The organism is Thiothrix litoralis (genome assembly GCF_017901135.1).
GTDB classification, from domain to species: Bacteria; Pseudomonadota; Gammaproteobacteria; order Thiotrichales; family Thiotrichaceae; genus Thiothrix; species Thiothrix litoralis.
The window spans coordinates 2973258-2994755 of record NZ_CP072801.1 but is presented as its reverse complement, the minus strand read 5'-3'; the positions used below and the strand labels follow the sequence as shown (position 1 = coordinate 2994755).

Annotated in this window: 21 protein-coding genes; 8 read left to right on the top strand and 13 right to left on the bottom strand. The window is 54.1% G+C overall.

Annotated features, from left to right (window positions below):
* Positions 1–20: 20 nt before the first annotated feature.
* Complete coding sequence (locus tag J9253_RS14465; protein ID WP_210221623.1) at positions 21–893, bottom strand: energy transducer TonB; 873 nt, start codon at positions 891–893, stop codon at positions 21–23.
* Between the two features lie 134 nt (positions 894–1027).
* Here J9253_RS14465 and J9253_RS14460 point away from each other — a divergent pair, with 134 nt between their 5' ends.
* Entirely contained in the window at positions 1028–1624 is a 597-nt protein-coding gene (locus tag J9253_RS14460) for an SCO family protein (protein WP_210221622.1), read from the top strand.
* 3 nt (positions 1625–1627) lie between these two features.
* On the opposite strand, the gene J9253_RS14455 is transcribed toward J9253_RS14460, so the two are convergent.
* The 7 genes from J9253_RS14455 to J9253_RS14425 form a co-directional block, all read right to left on the bottom strand.
* On the bottom strand, positions 1628–2401 hold the full coding sequence (locus tag J9253_RS14455) for a methyltransferase domain-containing protein (RefSeq protein WP_210221621.1): 774 nt from the start codon (positions 2399–2401) through the stop codon (positions 1628–1630).
* Positions 2402–2508: 107 nt separating this feature from the next.
* Positions 2509–2790, bottom strand: coding sequence for a hypothetical protein (locus J9253_RS14450; RefSeq protein ID WP_210221620.1), 282 nt, complete (start codon positions 2788–2790; stop codon positions 2509–2511).
* Between the two features lie 223 nt (positions 2791–3013).
* Positions 3014–4816 carry an ATP-binding cassette domain-containing protein gene (locus J9253_RS14445; protein WP_210221619.1) on the bottom strand — a complete coding sequence of 601 codons (1803 nt, stop codon included), beginning with the start codon at positions 4814–4816 and terminating at the stop codon, positions 3014–3016.
* 53 nt (positions 4817–4869) lie between these two features.
* Positions 4870–6474, bottom strand: coding sequence for an ATP-binding protein (locus J9253_RS14440; protein ID WP_210221618.1), 1605 nt, complete (start codon positions 6472–6474; stop codon positions 4870–4872).
* 119 nt (positions 6475–6593) lie between these two features.
* Complete coding sequence (locus J9253_RS14435) at positions 6594–8198, bottom strand: ATP-binding protein (protein WP_210221617.1); 1605 nt, start codon at positions 8196–8198, stop codon at positions 6594–6596.
* A gap of 110 nt (positions 8199–8308) precedes the next feature.
* Positions 8309–8704, bottom strand: a complete 396-nt coding sequence (locus J9253_RS14430; protein ID WP_210221616.1) for a hypothetical protein — start codon at positions 8702–8704, stop codon at positions 8309–8311.
* A 63-nt stretch (positions 8705–8767) separates the two neighbouring features.
* Positions 8768–9115, bottom strand: coding sequence for an FUN14 domain-containing protein (locus J9253_RS14425; RefSeq protein WP_210221615.1), 348 nt, complete (start codon positions 9113–9115; stop codon positions 8768–8770).
* A gap of 106 nt (positions 9116–9221) precedes the next feature.
* Between J9253_RS14425 and J9253_RS14420 the strand changes: the two genes are divergently transcribed.
* The 3 genes from J9253_RS14420 to rnd all read left to right on the top strand — a co-directional run bounded on the left by J9253_RS14420 (position 9222) and on the right by rnd (position 13696).
* On the top strand, positions 9222–10520 hold the full coding sequence (locus J9253_RS14420) for a hypothetical protein (RefSeq protein WP_210221614.1): 1299 nt from the start codon (positions 9222–9224) through the stop codon (positions 10518–10520).
* Positions 10517–12259, top strand: a complete 1743-nt coding sequence (locus J9253_RS14415; protein ID WP_210221613.1) for a trypsin-like serine peptidase — start codon at positions 10517–10519, stop codon at positions 12257–12259. The genes J9253_RS14420 and J9253_RS14415 overlap by 4 nt, the downstream gene beginning before the upstream one ends.
* Positions 12260–12553: 294 nt before the next feature.
* A complete protein-coding gene (gene rnd / locus J9253_RS14410) occupies positions 12554–13696 on the top strand; it encodes a ribonuclease D (protein ID WP_038140754.1) in 1143 nt (380 codons plus the stop codon).
* A gap of 3 nt (positions 13697–13699) precedes the next feature.
* Here rnd and J9253_RS14405 read toward each other — a convergent pair whose 3' ends face one another.
* Both J9253_RS14405 and J9253_RS14400 read right to left on the bottom strand, forming a co-directional pair.
* Positions 13700–14584: a fumarylacetoacetate hydrolase family protein gene (locus tag J9253_RS14405; RefSeq protein ID WP_210221612.1), complete on the bottom strand. Its 885-nt coding sequence runs from the start codon at positions 14582–14584 to the stop codon at positions 13700–13702.
* Positions 14581–16011: an MBL fold metallo-hydrolase RNA specificity domain-containing protein gene (locus J9253_RS14400; protein WP_210221611.1), complete on the bottom strand. Its 1431-nt coding sequence runs from the start codon at positions 16009–16011 to the stop codon at positions 14581–14583. Before J9253_RS14400 ends, J9253_RS14405 begins: the two co-directional genes overlap by 4 nt.
* A 151-nt stretch (positions 16012–16162) precedes the next feature.
* Here J9253_RS14400 and J9253_RS14395 point away from each other — a divergent pair, with 151 nt between their 5' ends.
* Positions 16163–17473 carry a hemolysin family protein gene (locus J9253_RS14395; protein WP_210221610.1) on the top strand — a complete coding sequence of 437 codons (1311 nt, stop codon included), beginning with the start codon at positions 16163–16165 and terminating at the stop codon, positions 17471–17473.
* On the opposite strand, the gene J9253_RS14390 is transcribed toward J9253_RS14395, so the two are convergent.
* The 3 genes from J9253_RS14390 to J9253_RS14380 are packed head-to-tail and all read right to left on the bottom strand — an operon-like array spanning position 17462 to position 19859.
* Positions 17462–18244, bottom strand: coding sequence for a sulfite exporter TauE/SafE family protein (locus tag J9253_RS14390; protein ID WP_228291393.1), 783 nt, complete (start codon positions 18242–18244; stop codon positions 17462–17464). The genes J9253_RS14395 and J9253_RS14390 overlap by 12 nt on opposite strands.
* The gene (locus J9253_RS14385) at positions 18235–19416 is read right to left on the bottom strand and encodes a hypothetical protein (RefSeq protein ID WP_210221609.1); all 1182 of its coding nucleotides are present in this window, start codon (positions 19414–19416) and stop codon (positions 18235–18237) included. The genes J9253_RS14390 and J9253_RS14385 overlap by 10 nt, the downstream gene beginning before the upstream one ends.
* A 47-nt stretch (positions 19417–19463) precedes the next feature.
* The gene (locus J9253_RS14380) at positions 19464–19859 is read right to left on the bottom strand and encodes a FliH/SctL family protein (protein ID WP_210221608.1); all 396 of its coding nucleotides are present in this window, start codon (positions 19857–19859) and stop codon (positions 19464–19466) included.
* 148 nt (positions 19860–20007) lie between these two features.
* Between J9253_RS14380 and J9253_RS14375 the strand changes: the two genes are divergently transcribed.
* The 3 genes from J9253_RS14375 (at position 20008) to ruvC (ending at position 21494) form a co-directional block, all read left to right on the top strand.
* Positions 20008–20172, top strand: coding sequence for a rubredoxin (locus tag J9253_RS14375; RefSeq protein ID WP_210221607.1), 165 nt, complete (start codon positions 20008–20010; stop codon positions 20170–20172).
* 62 nt (positions 20173–20234) lie between these two features.
* Entirely contained in the window at positions 20235–20984 is a 750-nt protein-coding gene (locus J9253_RS14370; RefSeq protein WP_028488929.1) for a YebC/PmpR family DNA-binding transcriptional regulator, read from the top strand.
* On the top strand, positions 20985–21494 hold the full coding sequence (ruvC, locus tag J9253_RS14365; RefSeq protein WP_210221606.1) for a crossover junction endodeoxyribonuclease RuvC: 510 nt from the start codon (positions 20985–20987) through the stop codon (positions 21492–21494).
* Positions 21495–21498 lie beyond the last annotated feature (4 nt).

Genomic DNA, 21498 nt, shown 5'->3' with positions numbered 1-21498 from the left:
TGTTCCGGTTAATGCTGGGCTTACTGGGTATTCAGGATGCCGCTGTGGAAAATCCACGTGCGAGTAATGTTGAGTTGATCCCACTTGCGGCGGATTTCGTCGGGGAGTGCGGGGTAAGGGCCTGCGAGTTTGATAATGCGCAGTGCCGCTTTGTCCAACACGTCATACCCTGATGATAGACTAATTTGCGCATCCACGACACGTCCCTCATGATCCAGTGTGGCATTCAGGATAAGTTTGCCACTGAGGTTGCGGGCAATGGCTTCTTCGGGGAAGTTGATATTGCCGATGCGCTCGATTTTTTTGATCCAGGTGTCGATGTATTCGGCCTCCACGGCACTTTTGGCGCTTACCGCGTCAATGAAGTGGATACGTGGGCGACGGGCGTAACGGGCTTCATCTTCATCCATTTCGGTGAGTAATTGGGCAATTTCTTCGGTGGCATCGGTACGTTCGTCGGCGACGGGCACATCCTCATTCTCTTCAGGCTGCTCGGGCAGTTTTTCGACGCGCTTGAAGGTTTCACCCTTGGTAGTGAGGATTTGTGGGGTGAGCTTGAGCGGGGTGTCGGGCGAACCAGCTTCCGACTGGAGCGGTGATTCACCACTGCTTTCTATCGGTAACAACGAGGAAAGCGGGCTTTGTGGGCGGTTCTTTTCATCGCTGCTGCCGCTGGCTTGCTGGTTGGCTTGGGCAATAAAATCCACCACCTCGGGCACAACGTCGGAATGCGTTTGCACGAGGGTAATATCCAGCACGGGCGCGAACTTGGTGTTCTGGTTGATTTCAGGCAAGAAGCCAACGCCAAAAATCAGCAGCAGGTGCAGTACTGCGGCGATGGGGAAGGTTTTTGCTAGCGGCTCATTCGCCAGATTCATGGGTAATACAGACATTTTTATAATACGCAGATAATGTTTTCCACGGACAGGACATTGTTTTTAATATTATCCTGCTTGTTTTTTTTCAAGGAAAGCCCCTGTGATTAGGGGTATCTTAACACTTTAATGAGTCAATTGAGTAGAGCCTTATGTGGAAACAAATGCTCGGGTTGTTGCTGGCGGTGGTGCTGGGCGTGGGTGGCGCGTGGTTATTTACCTCAAGCGGGTGGCTAGCCTCGGATGCAAATAAATCCGGTCTCCCCCTGCCACAAGGCGGGGATTTCACCCTGCAATCCGCTAAGGGTGCGGTTAATCTGGCGGACTTTCGGGGCAAAGTAGTGGTGCTGTATTTTGGGTATACCGCCTGCCCGGATATTTGCCCGACGTCGATGGCGACCCTGAAAGCGGCATTGGCGCTGTTGACCTCGGCAGAAGTCGCCAAAGTGCAAGGTTTGTTCGTCTCGGTTGACCCGGAGCGCGATACCTTGGAACACATCCAGCGTTACGTGGGTTATTTTCACCCGAGCTTGGTCGGTGTGAGCGGCACGCAGGCAGAGTTGCAGGAAATTACCCGGCGTTACGGTGCGTTTTACCGCAAGGTGGAAGTGCCGGGGTCGGCGATGGCGTATACCATTGACCATTCCGCGATCCTGTACGTGCTGGATAAGCAAGGCAAAGTACAGGAACAGGTACAACACGCCGTGCCGCCCGCAGAATTGGCCGCCGCTATCCGCCGCTGGTTGTAAGGTTTACAGTTTGCGGCACAGCATGTGCTGATAACGGGCAAGGGAGCGCCACGGTTCCTGCCGCGAATAGAGGCGTTCCAGCGGCAGTACTTCTTCCAGCTTGGCGGTTTTGCGCACGCCGTGGTACATGTAGTCGTAGAAACAGCGCACCCCTGACCAAGTGTCCAGTTCCAGCCCCAGTTCGGCTAGCCAGACGAGCACTTCCTCGGGTTTCAGGGGGGAAATCGGGGCTAGCCCTTGGCGTCCGTCACTGGCGATGTTGCCCCGGCTTACCGTGTCCAAATCCCCGGCAATCAGGCGACGCATGACGGTGGAATGGTGGTTGAAAAACATCAGTGACAGCGAGCCACCCGGTTTCAGGCAATGCAGTAATTGCTCCAGCACGGCGCGTGGTTCCGCCAGCCATTCGAGCACGGCGTGGAAGGTGATCAGGTCAAAGGGGCCGCAACCTTTACTGACCAACTCTTGCACGCTGGCTTGCAGCAGGTGGATGGAGTCTTGTAAACCTTGTTGGGCAATGGTGGCTTCGGCGCGTTGCAACATGTCGCCGGAAGGTTCTGCTAGCACGATTTGATGACCTTGTTGTGCCAGCCAGATAGCCATTTGCCCCAAGCCGCCACCTGCATCGAGAATTTGCAAGGGGCGCGTGCCGCTATCCACTACCAATGCCTGCAAATCGTCTTGCAAAATGGCGAGACGGATCACGCCTCGCGGGTCATCGTAAATGCTGCGCTGGAAGCGTTGTGCCAGCCCATCGAAAATACGGTCTTGCTTCATCCTGGGAGCCTATGGTGATTACTAGGTTATTTCACCGATTTTTTTGAAAAAAGTGACAAAAAAATCTTGACGTGTAAACCGCTGTTTACCGCTGGTTTGCTATACTTTTAAGAATGCCAGAGAGACCCCTCAACTGACCACTGGCATCTATTCACCGGCTTACTTTCGAGTAAGCCGGTTTTTTTATCCAGTTCAGTAACAGACAGTTTTGCTGATTCATCCCCACGATTGGCTTTACACCACGCCGCTTTAAAAGTATTGAAACGTTCTCGGCGGCATTGGGCACGAGGTCGATGCCCAGCCGTGAAAGCGGTGGCTTCATCCAGAAAAAACAGTTCGGAATAACTGCCGGGGCTGAAAATCTGACGTTTCACTCGCTGACCGTTCACGCTTTGATAATCCAGTGTGCAAGTAATCCATGCCTTGTGTGCCCAAGGTTTGATTGAAAAAGATGACAGTGATCTGGTGTATGTGCCTTGGGACGATCTGGACATCAAGCTGAATCTGAAACACGCAGCGTGATTGACCAGCCGTGTGTTGGCTTCGGCTACGCTCAGCCAACGGGCACGACCGTAGCCTGAGCGCAGTCGAAGGCGGTGGTCACGGTGTTTGTCAAGCCTGTTGTTCGAGGTTTTCCCAGCGGGCAAAAGCGGTTTCCAGTTCACTCTCCAACCCTTGTAACTCATCCTGCCGCGCAACCACTTGTGCATTGTCCTGCTGGTAAAAGTCAGGTTGGCTCATCAGCTCGTGCAGGGCGGCAATCGCGGTTTCCAGTTGTTCAATACGAGCAGGCAGCTGCTCCAGTTCGCGCTGATCTTTGAAACTGAGTTTTTTGGTTTTCGGTGCAGGTTTTGCAGCTTCCACCGGCTTTTCTACGGCTTTTTCCGTTTTGGCAGCCGCCTTGTCTTTGTCGGATAATGGCGTTGGACGTTGTAACAGCCAGTCGTCGTAACCACCGGCGTATTCGCCAACGGTATCATTTTCAAACACGATGCTGCGGGTGACGACTGAGTTGAGGAAACTCCGGTCATGCGAGATCAGCAATAAGGTGCCTTGGTAGTCGATCAGCAGTTCTTCAAGCAGTTCCAGCGTTTCGGCATCGAGGTCGTTGGTCGGTTCGTCCAGTACCAGCAGGTTGGAAGGCTGGGCGAATAAGCGTGCCAGCAACAAGCGGTTGCGTTCGCCGCCGGATAGCACTTTCACTGGCTTCTGGATTTGCAGCGGGGTAAACAAGAAGTCTTGTAAATAGCTGATGATATGGCGTTTTTGGCCGTTAACTTCGACAAAATCCGAGCCGGAGGCGATATTATCGCGCAGGTTCTTTTCACCGTCGAATTGCGCCCGGTGTTGGTCGAAGTAGGCGATTTGCAGGCGGGTACCGAGGTTAACCTTGCCCGCTGTGGGTTGTAATTGCCCCAACAGTAGCTTGATCAGGGTGGTTTTACCGACACCGTTAGGGCCGATAATGCCGATTTTGTCGCCACGTAATACAGTGGTGTTGAAGTCTTGAATCAGCAGTGTGCCATCCCAGCCGTAATCGAGGTGTTCAGCTTCGACGACGACTTTGCCGGAACTGTCCGCTTGACCGATTTGGGCGGTGACTTTGCCTTGCAGGTTGCGGCGTTGCTTGAATTCTTCGCGCATGGCTTCGAGGCGGCGCACGCGGCCTTCGTTGCGGGTGCGGCGGGCTTTGACGCCTTGGCGGATCCAGACTTCTTCTTCTGCCATGCGTTTGTCGAAAAGTGCGGCTTGTTGGGCTTCAGCATCGAGCGCGGCTTGTTTGTTTTCCTGGTATTTCTGGAAATTGCCCGGCCAACTGGTGAGTTTGCCCCGGTCGAGTTCGATAATGCGGGTGGCCAGTTTTTGCACGAAAGAGCGGTCATGGCTGACAAACAGCAGGGTGCTTTTGAAACCCATCAGGAAGTTTTCCAACCATTCGATCGCGGGGATGTCGAGGTGGTTGGTTGGTTCGTCCAGCAGCAGCAGGTCGGGTTCGCCGACGAGGGCGCGGGCTAACAGGGCGCGGCGTTTCCAGCCACCGGAGAGGCTTTCAAACAGGGTGTCGGGGTCAAGCTGGATGCGTGAGAGTACCGTTTCGACTTTCCATTGAATTTGCCATTCGTCTTCGGGTTCTACCACGCCCAAGCCTTCGGCTACGATGTCGAAGATGCGGGCTTCTAGATCGTGGGGCACGTCTTGTTGCAGCCGGGCAATCTTGAGTTCGGGTTGATGGATCATTTCGCCATCGTCGGGTTGGATGTCGCGGCACAGCAGTTTCATCAGGGTGGATTTCCCCGTGCCGTTGCGCCCGACCAGACACAAGCGTTCGCCCGGTTCAATGGTGAGGTCGATGCCGTCAAACAGGCGATTGTCGCCGTTTTCCAGATGGATATTGCGTAAGTGAAGTAGAGCCATAATACCTGTCGAAATAGTAAGCCGCTAAAGCGACAGGTGTTTTCCCCTTGGTCTTAACGGGAGTTTGTACCTGTCTGCGCGAATGGATAGTGCATGGATTGTACTTCTTTATCCAGTTGCTTGACGTGTTTTTGGTATTTTTTGGTGCGGATTTGTAGTATTTGCAGGGAATTTTGGTAGCGTTTCAGGTGCGTCATCAGGTCGATCATGTTGTCGAGGTCGTGACGGGTCAGGGTTGGGGCGCTGGCCTCCGTGATGGTTTCGGCGACTGGTTCAGATTCAGGTATCACGTCGGTTGCCAGGTTGGCAATCATGGTGGTGATCATGGTTTCAGTCAACATGGTTGCGGTGATGGCTGGCTGAGCTTCCACGGATACCGGCTCGGCGACCTTGGCGACTTTGTGGGTGCTACTTAGCGGGGTGATCTTGCTCAGGTCTTCCACTGTTTTGGGCAGGGTGGCGTGGTATTGCATGAGTCGCTGGTTAGTTTCTTTCCAAGCGACTGGCCAGTCATAGCGGAGTTGGCGCTGGTAAGCCTCCCTGACCCATTGTGGCAGCCAGAAGCACCGCCCGGATAATTCCAGCAGCCCCAGCTCGCGTAATTGTAGGATTGTTTGGTAGCGTTTCTGTTGGTTCAGGCGTGCAAAGGAGCCGATCAGGCTGGCATAGGTGTCCTGATGCTTGTTGCTGAACAGTGACCAGTGGCGCTCTTTGCCCAGCAGGGCTTCCAAGGTTTCCCAGTGGGTGGGGCGATAGAGCATACTCAGCAGGTAGAGGATGGCTTCGCCGGGTTTGCCATACAGTTCGGTGGCGTTGGCGACCAGAATGCGCCGGGCTTGGCGACCGTCGGTTTGCTGGTCCATCAATACCGGGATTTTTTCCATTTGCCGCCAGTCGCCCTGATGCCAAACGCTCAGGTAGCTGCCGAGCAAACCCAGTGTCAGGGGATTTTGCCCGTAATCAAGGGCGATTTGGCATAGCCTGTCGGTGTCGGCTTGTACGCCTTTGTAGCTTAAGTATTCGGCACCGGCATCCACCGACAACTTACCTAGCTCGTGGCTTAGTACGTCTGCCTTGTTGAAATGGCCTTCCAGCGGGGTGCGGCTGATGGCAACACACAAACCGGGGTTACGTGTTGCCAGCCGTTCCAGCAGCACATTCAGGCGTGGGTCGCCGAGTTGGTTGGCGAGGCTGCCATTTTTGAATTGCAGGTTTTCCAGCCCGTCCAGAATGAGCAGGGTGCGGTGGGACTGCACCAGTTTTGCCAGATGTTCACCTTGTAACAGGTTGGGGCAGCGCAAGGCTTCTTCGCCGCCAAACCAGTACAGGGCATGATGGAAAAATTCGGCTACCGGGTCTTGGGGGGCATGGGCAAGGTCGGGCGGGTAAAACGTCCACAGGAATACGGCTTCGGCATCATGCCAGTGCTTTTTTTGCAGGCTGTGCAACCATTTGTGTATTAATGTGGTTTTGCCGATACCGGTAGCACCGTGTAGCAGACACAGCCGTGATTGGGGGGCAGTCCACACCTGGTTGAGCAAGCCGATTTCATGGGTGCGCCCGAACAATTGAGTGGCCTCAAATTGGCTGACGTATTCTTCGGCAGAGCTATGGTGCTGCCCGCAATGGTATTCATCCCGGATAAAGATCCTGGTCATCTGTTTTTCCCCAATACCCGTCAAATATTTTTATCAGTTACACGGTAGCAAATCACCTGAGCTTGTCAAGCTGCCAACTTCCCGGCGGTCGACGTTCCTTGGCTGCTTGCTTGTTAACCTTAAGCTGTCAGGCGTCTGGCTGACACGCCCTGATTGCAGGTTTGGCAGGCACGTTGTAACAGCAGCGAGGCTTCACGGGTTCCCCCGGTCACCCGCAATAAACGTGTTAACAGCTTCATGTTTTGTAACAGGCTGGGCTGGTCGTGGCTGAGTTCCGCATAGGCAACACCGCGCCGGGCGCAATACATGGCGGCGGACATATTGCCCAAAATCAAATGGTGTTCGCACAGGTGATTGGCAATGATCGAGGCGCGATACCAGTGCTTTTGCAGGGCTGATTTTTCCAGCTTGACACCCAATGTGCGGGTGGCTTTGACTGCCGACTGCATATCGGCGTGACCGATGCGCAGGTAGCGCTGGTCGTTGCTTGGCATTGCCGGGGTATCCGGTGGGAGGATGGCAGATAAGGTTTGGGTGCATTTTTCTAGCAGATCGTGCAGGCGTTTGGGGATGCCCGGAAACCGTGCCCTGACCCGTTCCCGGAAGTAGCTGCGTAACAGGCTGTGGACATCCAGCGCCCCGCTATCGGGTGCGGAAGTGATCAGGCGCATCTGGTACAGACGGCGTTGCAGCTTGGTAAAGTCGCGGATGCTCAGCTTGCTGAGGGGTTCGAGTGCTTTCAGGGTTTCATCAGGCTTTAACCAGCGTTGGAACCAGGCTTGGCGTTGGCTATGCAGTAGCAAGAACAGTTCTTTTGGCGTAACTGGGCGATCCAGCAGGGCAATCAGGTAGAGTAACAGCAATTCTGGGGTTTTCCACAGCCATTGCTCAACGAGGGTAAGTACCCGGCGGGTTTGCAAGCCTTCGCGTTCCTTATCACGCCAGGTGGGGATGGCATTGACTTCCTCTATCCGTCCGCCGTGGGTCAGGTGTGACGCTAGCAGATCCAGTGTCAGGGGATGACCGCAAAAGTTATGGGATATTTTACGTAGGGTTTCAGGCGGTAACATGACACCCCGCTGGCGCAATAAGTCCACGCCTTCGGCATCACTCAGCTCCGGCAAGGTGTGCTGGGTGATATTTTGCTGGAACAGTTCACTGGCAGGAATAGCTTGTCGGCGGGCAATTACGCATAAGCCAGAATTATAGGCGGCGAGGCAATTGATTAAAATACCTAGCGAAGGGGGCAACGTGGTGCTTGGTTCAGCGTCAACCTCAAACGTGAATGCGGGGAAATTATCCAGTACCAGCAGGGTACGTTGCCGTTGAATGAGTTTGGCCAGCAGGTTGACCCGTTCGAGCGGTTGGCTGGGTAATTTGAGGGGGTTGCCAAACCATTGCAGGGCATGTTCGACGAATTCATCAGCCAGTACCTGTACTTCAGCTTCGTCTGTCACGTCTGGAAATGACCAAGCGTATACATTGTCTGCCCCTAACCAGTTAACAGCTTCCAGCTTGCTTAGCCAGGCTTGTAACAGCGAGGTTTTGCCGGTTCCACCCAGTGCATTTAACAGGAATACGCCTGTGGCATCGTCGTGCCAGGCGTGATCCAATGCCAATAGTTCGCGTTCGCGTGCCACGAATCCTTTAGTGCTAATTTGCAGGCAAGCCAAGTCATTTTTTGCTTGCTGATGCCGCCAAAAGGTAATAAATACCCCAATCATATTGTTTGCCCGCTCGATAAGTTAATCGAATATTGTTATTTATTAGTTAATCACGTTATCAAGTAAAATAAATTTTTTTTATTAATTATTATTTATGGATCATAAGTGTTTTATTTTTCAGCAGTTAATTGTTCGGCGGCTGGGTCAGGGCTTTCAACCAGCTCATTTTGTACCAGCTTTTCAGGGCTACTATTGAGGTGTTCGGAAGCCGGGGTGGCTAGCACTTCGCCGGTTTCTGCGGAGGTGACGGGCAAGTCTTCCTGCATATTTTCGCTCAGGTCGGTCATGTTGCTCATGCACTCTTTCAGGTAGGCGGCTTTTTTGCTTTCGGTCAGACCGTCCTCTTCCGCATAGGTATTGCATAATTCAGTCAGTGCTGAATTATTGTTTTCCTCGGCAATGACCGAGGTAGTATTAGTGGTGGGTGCCGTATCAGCTTCACCCGCCAACAGGGTCGGGCTAATGCTGAGTGTGGCAAGAGTCAGCAGAGTGGGTAGGTATTTCATGATGCTTAACCTTTTTTTGACACAAACATTAAATATGGAGCCTGTTTCGTGGAAACACAAGTATTAGCCGATTTTCAGTCCGACGAAGAACCCGCCAACTGCGCTGACACCTTTGCTGGTGATGTGTGACAGGCGTTCCATCAGAAAGCCGCCGGATTGCTGGGCAATGCCTGTGGCCGCATGGGCAGCGCTTTGCAGCTTTTCGTCAGTCATTTCGGTAATGCCGTAATACTCGGTGACAAACAGCAGCACGATGGCAGCACCCCCTAGAAACAAGGCGAGCCGTAACATTTTCTTGGCGAAATAGCCGACAGCAAGGCCAATAACAAAAGGTGCACCGACATTGCCCATCAGGAAGCCGGATGACAGGAAGTCGATGGAGGAAGTTGTGTTAACAGGATAATCGTTCATTTTTTGCCCTTTAAGATACCGTTCAGTTAATTGGAGTTTTATTTGCGAATAGAGTTCTGATAAGTTTATCGCTAATCATAAAAAATAACATGGATAGCCGTAAAGAATGAAGCATTCCGTCCGCTTGGCGACCGCACTATTGTCTCTGGCAATGCCCGTCCATGCCACACAAATTATTACCCCTGCTAAAACCAGTCTCGCTGTCAGTAGTGGCGATGTTGTGGCGTTTGTGCCGGTGTACCGTGTGACAGCGCCTGAGAATGGTCTGGAAACAGGCTTGGGCTTGCGTGTTCATTTCAATGCCAGTGCTTTGCAGTTTAATGGTGTCAGCAGCCCCTTTGCCTATGGCGTCCAGCCAGTGAGTGAGGTGATGGTGGATACCGGAAATTTCGATGCTGACTCCACCACTGACCGTTATGTGATCCTTGCTTGGGTGGATATTACCGCGCAATGGCCGGGTACGGATGCATTGCCGCTGACGCTGGGCACGCTGTCATTCAGTGTGAAAAGCGGGTTTACAGGCACGACGTATGTGCGTACCAGCGCCACCGATACCGCTGCTGGCACGGCTTTCCAAAGTACCCCGATGCAACTGGCTAGTGCGGTTGCACCACCATCAGAACTCAAACTCCAGCTCAAGGGCTTGCTGCAAGGCGCTTACGTGTCAGCCACTGGGTTGATGCGGGATGACTTGCGGGCAGCCGGGTTGATTCCCACTGCGCAACCGTATGCCGCGTGGGGGTATGCAGGCAAGGAAACCACCACATCTGCTCAGCTTGCGACCACGGGTGCGAATGCACCTGTCGATTGGGTGCTAGTGGAATTGCGTGACACAGCTGATGCCAAAAAGCTTCTGGTCAGCAAGGTGGGGCTGTTGCAACGGGATGGTGATGTGGTGGATGCCGCCACCGACAGCAATACCTTGAGCTTTGCCGGGGTGACTGCGGGTAATTACTACGTGGCTTTGCGCCACCGTAATCATCTGGGCTTGTTGAGTGCTAAGTCATTAAGCCTGAGCGCTACGCCGACCGTGCTGGATTTTTCACAAGCAACGACTCAGATTTACGGGAAGGATGTGCGTATTGCGCAAGGTTCTGCGCGTTTGCTGCCGACCGGGGATGCCAATCACGATAACAAGCTGATTGCGGATGGCCCTGACAATGATAAAAACGCAGTGTTGGGTACGGTGCTGACCGCCCCTGACAATTCGGGGGCGTATACCAATTTCCAGTTGGAGGGCTATGACGCTTCCGACCTGAATCTGGATGGTAAAACCCTCTACGTTGGCCCCGATAACGATGTGAATGCCTTGTTGGGGAATATTCTGTTGGCTCCTGACAATACCACGACCAGCACCAATTACATCCTGCCCGGCAGCCTGCCAGAATCCGGTAACACCCCATGAAAAAAACACTGTTTGCTTGTTTATTGCTGCTGTCCAACGCGGTGCTGGCTAACTCGAATGACGCAGTGCAAGCCGAGCCGGAAACATTTCAGGAAAATGCTGCTGCTCCGGCAACGGCAGCCGTCACCCTACGCTTGCCCTTGGAGACAACCAAGCGCGGCATGGTTGTAAGCGCCACCAATACACTGACTTTGCCTGAGCTGGATGACAGTGAAATCCAGTTCCTGCAACAGACTACGGGGGCAAAGGCTTTCCGTGTCGGGGTGGGGCGTACTTTACCTGCGAATCTCAGCCAGCCGATTGATTTGGCGGCGTGGGAATGGACGGCAGTGAGTGGCGGTAAAGTGGCACATTTTACGCTGCGTTCCACCGGGGCGTTGCGGGTGCGGGCGCAGGTGCAACTGGGTAAGGTTCCGGCGGGTGTGGAGCTGCGCTTTTATTCGCCGACGGATACTGCCCATGTGTTTGGCCCTTACACGGAGGCTAACAGCCTGTTCTGGTCGCCGACGCTGGAAGGTGACACGTTGGGGCTGGAGCTGTTCTTACCTGATGGGGTGACGGCAGCACAAGTGGAGCTGGCAATTCCCCAGTTGTCGCATCTGGTGGTTGACCCAGCCAGCAACACCCTGAAAAGCAGTATTTTCAAGGAAGAATACACCAGTTGCCAACAGGATCTGGCTTGTGCCAGCCCGGCGTGGCAGGAAACGGGCAAGTCGGTGGCGCGTTATGTGTTCACTGATACGGATGGTTTGAGTTACATGTGTTCCGGCACAGTCTTGGCGGACAAGGATGTGTACACGCAAATCCCGTATTTTTTTACCGCTGCGCATTGCGTCAGCAATCAGCAGGCCGCCAGCAGCATGGATATGTTCTGGTTGTATGCCAATGCGACTTGCGGCGGAACGGATAGCAGCTTTACCCAGACCAGCGGCGGGGCGCAATTGCTAGTGTCCAAGCCTGCGCTGGACACGACTTTACTGCGTTTGAACAATAATCCGCCTACGGGTGTCACGATGTCAGGGTGGACGACCACGCCTTTGGTAGCGAATCAGGCGGTTGCGGGTATCCACCATGCCTTGGGGCAACCTAAAAAATACGCCCTCGGTAATTTCGAGAGCTATGCGCGGGTTGATACAGCAAGTGGCGGTTATACGGTGACAGCCGACGCTAACGGTGATTTTTCCCAAGTGGTGTGGCATACCGGAATTACCGCTCCCGGCAGTAGTGGTTCGGGCATATGGATTGAGCAAGGCGGGGTGCATTACCTAAATGGCTCGCTGTTGGGTGGCTCTTCCGAGTGTTCAAACATGGGGGCAGCGGATGAATACAGTCGCTTTGAGCGTATTTGGCCGTTTATCAGCACTTGGCTGGATACGTCTGGCACAGCGCCTTCGCTGCGCTTGCGTGGTGCTAGCAAACCAGCCACGGCTTTGGTGGAAGGTGTGATCATTGCCCGTTACCTGCAAGGGGTACGCGGGGCAGCGTTGCTGGAGGGGGTTACGACGCAGGCGCTGGATACGGCGGCACTGGAAACCCAGCTTGCAGCGGTGCAAACCGTGATGGATGTGGATAATGATGGCAATGAGGATGCAGGCAAGGATGCCTTGTTGCTGATGCGTTACTTGTTGGGATTGCGCAGTGCGCCGTTGGTACAGGGGGTGACGTTAAGCACGTCCAAGCGGAATACGAGCAGCGCCATTAGCACTTACCTTGAATCCATCCTGAACCCCGCCCTCTAAAAAAAAGCCCGGTTGATGTAACCGGGCATCCCGCTCAGGCCATGTACAACCTAGCAATACTGTACATGGCAACTACCCTCACTAGCGGTTCATAAACATTAAAGGGGTAAATGCATTTGATATTTATCAATGTGCAGAAAAACGCAAAGGATGTCAATAAGCAGTTGATTATGCAAATATTCTTAAACACTAACGTTGCAATGCAGCAACGCCCACGGATTTTGTATAGAAATGGATTAATTCCCAGTTTACCGTACAATCATGGGTGTCCTTGTTAAGTGCACCACGATTATTATGTTTGATTATATTGATAACACCGAAAAGCTCACCGCTTTGCTTGCCCGTCTGGATAAGGCTGAGTGGATTACCCTCGATACAGAATTCATTCGCGAAAAAACCTATTACCCGCGTTTGTGCCTGATCCAGATTGCCAGCGAAGACACGCTGGCTTGCATCGACCCGCTGGCAATTTCTGACCTGAAACCGTTTCTGGATTGGCTCAAGCAGCCGCACCGCCTGAAAGTGCTGCATGCTGCTTGGCAGGATATGGAGATCTTCCATCATCTCGGTAACGGCACTGTACCCACCCCGTTGTTTGACACCCAAGTGGCAGCAGCCGTCTTGGGGATGGGCGACCAAATGGGTTACGCACGTTTGGTGGAAGCCTTACTGGGTTTGTCGCTGGATAAATCCCAATCACGCACCGACTGGTCACGCCGCCCGCTGACTCGCGCCCAGCTTGAATACGCCATTGACGATGTGCGCCACTTACGCGATGCCTATAAGCTGTTACGCGAACAACTGGAAACTTTAGGGCGCACCAAATGGCTGGAAAAGCCTTTCCAGAAACTCGCCGATCCGGCAACGTATACGGTTGACCCACAAACCGTGTGGGAGCGGGTGAAAGGCTTGCAAGTCCTCAAGCCGCAGCAACTGGCTATCCTGCGTGAACTGGCGGCGTGGCGCGAACAGCGTGCGTTGCTGAAAGACATTCCGCGCCGCTGGATTTTGTCGGATGAAATCCTGCTGGACATGGCGCGGATGCAGCCAGATAGCCCAGCCGGTTTGCGCCAAATCCGGGGTTTGAGCGACGAGCAAATTGAACGTGGCGCAAGCGAATGGCTGGCCTGTATTGCACGTGGTTTAGCCGTACCGAAAAGCGAATGTCCGCAATTGCCACGCCGACGCAAGCTGGATGCGAATATGAGCGTGATTGCCGATGTGTTGACCGCCTTGTTGAATCAGGTCGCCAACGAACATGGCATTTCCGCGCAGATGATTGCCACCCGCCAGCAGCTTGAAAAGATGCTGGAAGAAGGCCGCACCACGTTGTCAGACGACTGGCGTGGCGCTTTGGTGAATGATGTGTTCACCGCCGTGTTAACGGGTAAAGCCGCTATCCGGGTACGGGATCAACAGGTGGTCGTCGAGGGGTGAAGTTCACCCCGCCGCGCTAATACTATTGCGCAGCACCCCAACGCTTTCCACCTCGCATTCCACCACATCGCCCGGTAACAGGAATTCGGGCGGTTCGCGCACAAAGCCCACCCCGCTGGGCGTGCCGGTGGCGATCACATCGCCTGCTTCCAGCGTCATGCCGCGTGACAGCCATTCAATAATGCTGGCGACGTTGAAAATCATATTGCGGGTGTTGGAAGCCTGTTTGGTGACACCGTTCACCCGGCAGGCAATGGCGAGGTTTTGCGGGTCAGCAATGTCATCAGCCGTCACAATCCAGGGTCCCATTGGGCAGCCACCGTCCAGACTTTTGCCGAGAAAATACTGCTTGTGGCTCAACTGGATGTCACGGGCACTCAAATCGTTGATGACCGTATAGCCGAACACGTGATCCAGCGCGTTGGCGGCGGCAATCTTTTTACCGCCTTTGCCCAGCACTACGCCGAGTTCTGCTTCCCAGTCGAGTTGGGAACAGGTATCCGGGTCAAACGGCACGGTCGCATCTTGCCCAATCACGCTGGTCGGGCATTTGGTGAACACGATGGGGTATTGGGGGGCTTTGCCGGTACGCCCGATTTGGTTGGCGGTTTCTTCGGCGTGTTCCAGATAATTCAGCCCTAAACACATCACGTTTTTGCGCGGGCGCGGGATCGGCGCTAGCAGGGTAATGTCTGCGAACTTTACCCGCATGGCGTCAGTGGCGTTGGCAAGCATGGCTGACAGGTCGGTTCCGCTCTCAATTAGCGAAATCATGTCGCGCCATGCTGCTTGGTCAAAGGCTGGGTCAAGGGCGGGGAGCAGCACGCCTTCTGTTTGGGCAATGCAGACGAACGTTTGGTTGTTATACAGGCAGGTTCCAAGTTTCATTTAAAAGCATCCTTGTGTGCTTGGTCGTCAGCGGTGAGGGACAGGGTTTCAGTGTATGTTGGCATTCGCACCGGGGCGGACAGGGTGTTACGCAAATGTTCTGCCAAGGTGGTTTTAGCCTCCTGTTCCCCATGCACCAGCACCACCGGCGGGCGGTTTTCAAACTGGCTGTACCAGTGGCTTAGCCCGGCCTGATCTGCGTGGGCAGACAGCCCGCCAATGGTGTGGACTTGCGCCGCCACCCGAATGGTTTCACCCCATAAGCGGATGTGCTTTGCCCCATCCACCAGCGTCCGGCCTAAGGTGCCGCGAGCCTGAAAGCCGGAGATGAGAATGTGGCAATCGCGCCGCCAAGCATTGTGTTTGAGGTGATGACGGATGCGCCCGCCGTTACACATGCCGCTGCCTGCAATGATGATCGCGCCGCTGTGTATCTGGTTGATACTCATCGACTCCTCTGGGGTGCGGGTAAAGCGTAAGTTGGGCAACATCGGCGTGACGCGGTTTTCGCGCCACAATTGCGAGGATTCGTCATCAAACAGTTCGCAGTTGCGGGCATACACATCGGTGGCCTCAATCGCCATGGGGCTGTCGAGAAAAATGTGCCAGCGCGACAGACCCCATTCGTCATAGTATTTGGCAAACAGGTAGAGAATTTCCTGCGTGCGCCCCACCGCAAAGGCGGGAATCAGGATATTGCCCTGCCGTCGGGTCATTTCCTGAAACAGATCAGCCAGTTCCTGACGGGTGGCTTCCCAGTCACGGTGCAGGCGGTCGCCGTAGGTGCTTTCCAACAAGACCATATCCGCTTGTTTGATGATGGCGGGGTCTTCCAGCACCGGCATTCCTGAACGCCCCAGATCGCCGCTGAAGACCAGTTTGCGGTCTTGCTTGCCACTGTGCAGCCACAATTCGACGATGGCAGAACCGAGGATATGCCCGGCATCTTGCAGCCTAAGCGCTACCAGCGGCAGGATCTCAATCCGCTCATTGTAGGAGAGTGGTTGGAATAGTTCAAAAACGGCTTCCACATCCTCAAGGGTGTAGAGCGGTTCGACCAGTTTCAAGCCCTTGCGCTCACGCTTGCGGTTTTCCCAACGGGCATCCTTTTCTTGCAGGAAAGCGGAATCCCGCAGCATGATTTTGCACAGGTCGGTGGTTGCTTTGTGGGTATAAATCGGGCCATTGAAACCCTGCTTTACCAATAAGGGCAAGCGCCCGGAATGGTCAATGTGGGCGTGGCTGAGAATAACCGCATCAATCGCCGCCGGGTCGAACGGGAACGGGGCGCTATTACGGGCTTCATCCTTGCGTGAACCTTGTATCAGGCCGCAATCCAGCAAGACCTTGTACTCCCCAACCGTTAGCAGGTGGCAAGAGCCGGTCACTTCGTCAGCCGCGCCAAGAATTTGTAGTTCGATACTCATGCTTCCTCCATCAGGCCGATAATCGGGGTTAACGTGGTGGTGTGTATTCAGTGTAGGGGGGGGCATGGTGGCTGGCAAGCGTTGTGACCGTACAAGTTGACCTCACGTAGTACAATAGCGGCATGTTCTTCAATAACAGGATTTTTCAAACATGGACATTGCCATTTTGTTTGGCCTGATTTTATTGAACGGCTTTTTTGCCATGTCGGAAATAGCCTTGGTGGCTGCCCGTAAAGCACGGCTGCAAAACCTTGCCCAAGAGGGGGATCGTGCCGCTGTCATGGCTTTGAAGCTGGGGGAAGACCCGACCTTTTTCATGTCAGCGGTACAGATTGGCATTACGTCTATCAGCATCCTCAATGGCATCGTGGGGGCGGCGGCATTTAGCACACCCTTCAGTGTCTGCTTACAAGGGTGGGGAGTGGCGGATCAACTGGCTGATTATCTGGCAACTGGTTTGGTGGTGGTGAGCATCACTTATTTTTCCATCGTGCTGGGGGAACTCGTTCCCAAGCGCATGGGGCAAATGTACCCGGAAACCATTGCCCGCCTGACGGCTCGCCCGATGTTGTGGCTGGCGATTGTCGCCAAACCGTTTGTGTTGCTGCTTTCCGGTTCCACTCGCCTATTGCTGCGGCTGGTGGGGATGGACAATGACGGCAATGCTGGTGTGACGGAAGAAGACATTCACCTGCTCTTGAGTGAAGGTTCCAGCACAGGTGTGATTGAAGCGCAGGAACATCAGATGGTGCGCAATGTATTCCGCCTTGATGACCGCCAGATTACATCCCTGATGGTACCGCGTAACGACGTGGTGTATCTGGATGTGGAAAAGTCGCTGCAAGACAACCTCAGCCGGATTGAACACCACCGCCATGCGCGTTTCCCGGTGGTGCGCGGTAACTGGAAGGAAGTTCTCGGCATTGTCAGCACCAGTCACCTGCTCAACCAAGTGTTGCGTGGCGAAGAACCTAGCCTGACCCAGCATCTCAAGCCTGCGGTATTCGTGCCCGAATCACTGACTGGCATGGCGTTGCTGGAAAACTTCAAGGACTCTGGTGGGCAAATGGTCTTCATTATCGACGAATACGGCGAGGTGCAAGGCATCGTTACCCTGCATCAAATGCTGGAGGCGATTACCGGCGAGTTCAAACCCCAACATCAGGACGACGCTTGGGCCGTGCCCCGTGCTGATGGTAGTTGGTTGCTGGATGGTTTTATCCCTGTCCCGGAATTGAAGGATCGGCTGGGCTTACGCACAGTTCCCGAGGAAGATAAAGGCCGTTACCAGACCTTGAGCGGCCTGTTCATGCTGCTGTTGGGGCGTTTGCCCCAAACCGCTGACACCTGTGAATGGGAAGGTTGGCGGCTGGAAGTGATGGATATGGATGGCACGCGCCTTGAAAAAGTCTTGGCTACCCCGCTGGCCTCTGTGAAAAGCGAGCCAGTTTCAGACCCATAAACCTGCCACACCGTCGTACAGCAGCTTACTGCCGGTAATAAACAACAGCACATAAGCCACCTGAAAAAACTGCTTTTCCGGCACGCGGTGATGCAGCTTGTAGCCCAGCCAAATCCCGAATGCAGCCACGGGCAACAACAAGACTGACGTACCCAAATTGGTGCTATTGAATTGCCCCAGTGCCGCATAAGGGATCAGTTTCACGTAATTGACGGTGGTGAAAAACAGCACTGTGGTCGCCTGATACACGGTCTTATCCAGCTTTTGCGGCAACAGGTAAATATTCACCGGTGGCCCCCCGGCATGGGCGACGAAACTGGTAAAGCCCGCGATACTTCCCCAAAACAGCCCCGATTTCACGCCCGGCTTGCGTCCGGCTAAATGCTGGAAGGGCTTGAACCAATAATTCAGCGCAAACCCCACCGCAATCAACCCGACCAGCAAGCGCACATCACTGGCACGAAAATAGTTGAAGGTGAACGCGCCAATCACGATGCCGATAATGGCTGCCGGAATCAGTTGCTTGAGGTGTTGCAGCGACCAACGTTGCCAGAAGGCTTTCAGCGCCATCAAATCCATCACGCACAGGATAGGCAACAAAATAGCAGCCGCTTGCGCAGGTGGCATGGTCAAGGCCATCAAGGGCACGCCCAACACGCCCAAGCCGCCGCCCATGCCACCTTTCGAGATGCCGACGATCAGCAGCGCCAGCACCGTCATTAGCAAGGCCAGCCCGTCAAACGGGAACGCATTCCAAACAGTTAACGGCAAGGGTGGAACGCTCCATTAGGCCAGCACGGTGACGACAACGATTCGCCCAGATTGGCGGCTTGCAAGCGTTCGCGCACTTCCAGCAAACGGCTCACCAACCCTTCTTCGACGGCGGCGTAAGCTTCAGAATCGACCTTGCGTTTGACCACAATCCCCAGCAATTCGGTGATGGCATTGCCGACAGAATTCTGCGAAATCGTTACCACCAGCCGCCCTTTGTCGTCGCGGAACAGGATTTGCTTGTAAGCCGGACGCCAGCGGATGTCATTGGCAAACTGTGGGTCTTGAATGACTTTTTCGCGCAAATCCCGCGCTACCCGCACAAAGCGCTGGTTGCCCAGCAGCACGTCATCAATCTGGTTGGCGAAATTGGTATTGTCCGGCACGCGGACTTCCCCGGTGGCGACCATCGAGAAAAAGGTGCGGTAGAAATCCAGAAAGCCGCGTAATACCTGCTCGTATTCGTACCAGAAATACTGGTCTTTCAGGCGTTCTGCCCCGCCGACCACTTCCCAGCACGGTAAGCCCTGCGGGTAGCCGGTCAGTTTCAGGGAGGCGTCTTCGGTAGGCAGCAGCTTGAGGATTTGCAAATCCAGCACTTCCAGAAACTTGCCGTAAGCATCGCTTAACTGACGTAAAAACAGGGTGTTATGCCCGCTGTCGGTCAGGTTGGGGTTATTGGCATCCGCTTCCCCGGCCTCACGCAATTGCGCCATCGGGAATACCATGAAATGGTTGTGAATCATGCGGATACTGGGCACGCCAGGTTTGTTCAGCGGCCAAGTGGAATCGAGGCTGGCTTCCCCGCAGAGGATCAGGTGTTCCGCCGGATCGGGGTATTTTTCAAACATGTAATCGCAGATGATTTGCGTCATCTTCGACCAGACCTTTTTTTCCTGACGCTTCATCTGGTCACGGCGTACCGGGCGACCCAGCGGGTCAAGGATACGGCGGGAAGAATCCAGAATGATCGAGGTGTCAAATTCGACGCTGTGCCCGACCAGTTTGCGGTACAGCAGCAAATCTTCGGGGGTACGGAACAGGCCATTTTCTTCCGCCAGATTTTTCAGGTTGGCGGGGCTGTTGAAGAATTCGACCTGCGTCATGCCTTCCGGCACTTTCAGGGACATTTGCGGGCAAGGGGTGGCTATTTCACGGGGTGCTGTTTTCATGGGTGCGGCATCACTTTGTTATAGGGAGGGAAAGTTCAGTGCTTTTTTTACCCTGATTGAAACAGGTATACAAGCAGCAAAATAAACAGGCCGATCAGTAGCCAGCCGCCGAACTCCTCCCACAGCATGTTGAGCACACTGTGCTTAGGAGGGTGCGTTTTTTTTTGTTCGGGTTTGGCGGTAATGGCTTTGAGCAATTCATCCTTGACCTGCTGATGCAAGTCTTCATGCATACCGGGGATGGGTTTGGCGTCCACCAGCGTGGTTAGCATGTGTTCTTTGATGCCTGCTTTCAGGCCAACTTTCATCCCTTCTTCCTTGCCCTGCTTGATGCCATCGCCGATGCCAGCGCGATACCCTTCCACCTGTCCACGTTTGCGCCCTCCGGTATAGGCTAGCCCGGCGACCACGACGATCAATACGGCAAACACAATAACACTCATGACAACACGGATTCCTCTGTATGCTACGGATAACGGGGTTTATTCCCCCAGAATTTTAGCAAAATCCTTTGGTATTCCAGACCTTTTTGCTTACCAGCGTAGCATTGCTCAAGATAACGTATCATCAGTCAAAAAAGGTAACTAACAAATGAAAACGTGGATGTGTGTGGTGTGCGGTTGGATTTACGATGAAGCGTCTGGCGTGCCTGATGAAGGTATCCCGCCCGGTACGCGCTGGGAAGACATCTCCGATGATTGGCGTTGCCCCGATTGTGGTGTTGGCAAAGCGGATTTTGAGATGATCGAAGTCTGAAACTTTTGATGACTGTGTTAAACTTCAACGCACTTTTTTGAGACTGAAAACGAGAGTTCGACATGGCCGGTCATAGTAAATGGGCAAACATCAAACATCAGAAAGCTTCCGTTGATAAGAAACGTGGCAAAATCTGGACAAAAATCATCCGTGAAATTACCGTCGCAGCGCGTGAAGGCAAAACGTCCGACCCTAGCGCCAATCCGCGCTTGCGTCTCGCTGTGGATAAGGGCTTGAGTGCTAATATGACACGCGACACCATCGAAAAAGCCTGCAAACGCGGTGCAGGTGAAACCAATACCGACAATTACGTGGAAGTGCGTTACGAAGGTTACGGCCCCGGCGGCATTGCGGTGATCGTCGAAACCATGACCGATAACGTCAACCGCACGGTTGGTGAAGTGCGCCACGCACTTACCAAGCACGGCGGCAATTTGGGCACGAACGGTTCGGTCGCGTTCCAGTTCAAGAAAATTGGTGTGATGAACTTTGCCCCCGGCCTTGACGAGGAAAAGCTGATGGAAGCAGCCCTCGAAGCAGGCGCTGATGATATCCAGATGGACGACGATGGTTCTGCTGAAATCGTGACTACCCCGGAAGATTTCGCTGCGGTGAAAGTTGCGCTGATCGCCGCCGGTTTTACCCCGGATCACGATGAAGTTACCATGCGTGCCGACAATCTCACGTTGGTGGAAGGCGATACTGCCGCCAAATTGTTGAAAATGATCGACATGCTGGAAGATCTGGATGATGTGCAGGAAGTCTTCACCAATGCCGATTTCAACGATGACGACCTTGCGGCGCATGGTTAAGTGACACTACGTCGCATCCTTGGCATTGACCCCGGTTCCCGCCAGACGGGAATCGGCATTATCGACACTGACGGGCGGCATACCCAGCATGTTTTCAGCACTTGCCTGCGTTTGGGCGATGCTGCTTTCCCCGAACGGCTTGGCACGATTTTCACCGAACTCACCCGCATTATCCGCGAATACCAGCCGATTGAAATGGCGATTGAAAACGTTTTCGTCTCCAATAATGCCGCATCTGCACTAAAATTAGGGCAGGCGCGGGGTGCGGCGATTTGTGCGGGTGTCACCTCCGGCCTGCCGGTAGCGGAATACAGCCCCAAGGAAATCAAGCAAGCCACGGTCGGCAAAGGCGGGGCGGACAAGGCGCAAGTGCAGCATATGGTTAAATTGTTGCTGGGTCTGCAAGGGCGTTTGCAGGCGGATACTGCGGATGCACTGGCGGTGGCTTTGTGCCATGCTCATGCCAGCCACTTGAAAAGTCGGATTGAACGGGCAGGATTAGCGAGGTGACAGC

Bases quoted from the DNA above. Each gene is read 5' to 3' on its own strand.
- J9253_RS14465 (WP_210221623.1), bottom strand. From the start codon at position 893: ATGTCTGTATTACCCATGAATCTGGCGAATGAGCCGCTAGCAAAAACC.
- J9253_RS14460 (WP_210221622.1), top strand. From the start codon at position 1,028: ATGTGGAAACAAATGCTCGGGTTGTTGCTGGCGGTGGTGCTGGGCGTG.
- J9253_RS14455 (WP_210221621.1), bottom strand. From the start codon at position 2,401: ATGAAGCAAGACCGTATTTTCGATGGGCTGGCACAACGCTTCCAGCGC.
- J9253_RS14445 (WP_210221619.1), bottom strand. From the start codon at position 4,816: ATGGCTCTACTTCACTTACGCAATATCCATCTGGAAAACGGCGACAAT.
- J9253_RS14440 (WP_210221618.1), bottom strand. From the start codon at position 6,474: ATGACCAGGATCTTTATCCGGGATGAATACCATTGCGGGCAGCACCAT.
- J9253_RS14435 (WP_210221617.1), bottom strand. From the start codon at position 8,198: ATGATTGGGGTATTTATTACCTTTTGGCGGCATCAGCAAGCAAAAAAT.
- J9253_RS14430 (WP_210221616.1), bottom strand. From the start codon at position 8,704: ATGAAATACCTACCCACTCTGCTGACTCTTGCCACACTCAGCATTAGC.
- J9253_RS14425 (WP_210221615.1), bottom strand. From the start codon at position 9,115: ATGAACGATTATCCTGTTAACACAACTTCCTCCATCGACTTCCTGTCA.
- J9253_RS14420 (WP_210221614.1), top strand. From the start codon at position 9,222: ATGAAGCATTCCGTCCGCTTGGCGACCGCACTATTGTCTCTGGCAATG.
- J9253_RS14415 (WP_210221613.1), top strand. From the start codon at position 10,517: ATGAAAAAAACACTGTTTGCTTGTTTATTGCTGCTGTCCAACGCGGTG.
- rnd (WP_038140754.1), top strand. From the start codon at position 12,554: ATGTTTGATTATATTGATAACACCGAAAAGCTCACCGCTTTGCTTGCC.
- J9253_RS14405 (WP_210221612.1), bottom strand. From the start codon at position 14,584: ATGAAACTTGGAACCTGCCTGTATAACAACCAAACGTTCGTCTGCATT.
- J9253_RS14400 (WP_210221611.1), bottom strand. From the start codon at position 16,011: ATGAGTATCGAACTACAAATTCTTGGCGCGGCTGACGAAGTGACCGGC.
- J9253_RS14395 (WP_210221610.1), top strand. From the start codon at position 16,163: ATGGACATTGCCATTTTGTTTGGCCTGATTTTATTGAACGGCTTTTTT.
- J9253_RS14385 (WP_210221609.1), bottom strand. From the start codon at position 19,416: ATGAAAACAGCACCCCGTGAAATAGCCACCCCTTGCCCGCAAATGTCC.
- J9253_RS14380 (WP_210221608.1), bottom strand. From the start codon at position 19,859: ATGAGTGTTATTGTGTTTGCCGTATTGATCGTCGTGGTCGCCGGGCTA.
- J9253_RS14375 (WP_210221607.1), top strand. From the start codon at position 20,008: ATGAAAACGTGGATGTGTGTGGTGTGCGGTTGGATTTACGATGAAGCG.
- J9253_RS14370 (WP_028488929.1), top strand. From the start codon at position 20,235: ATGGCCGGTCATAGTAAATGGGCAAACATCAAACATCAGAAAGCTTCC.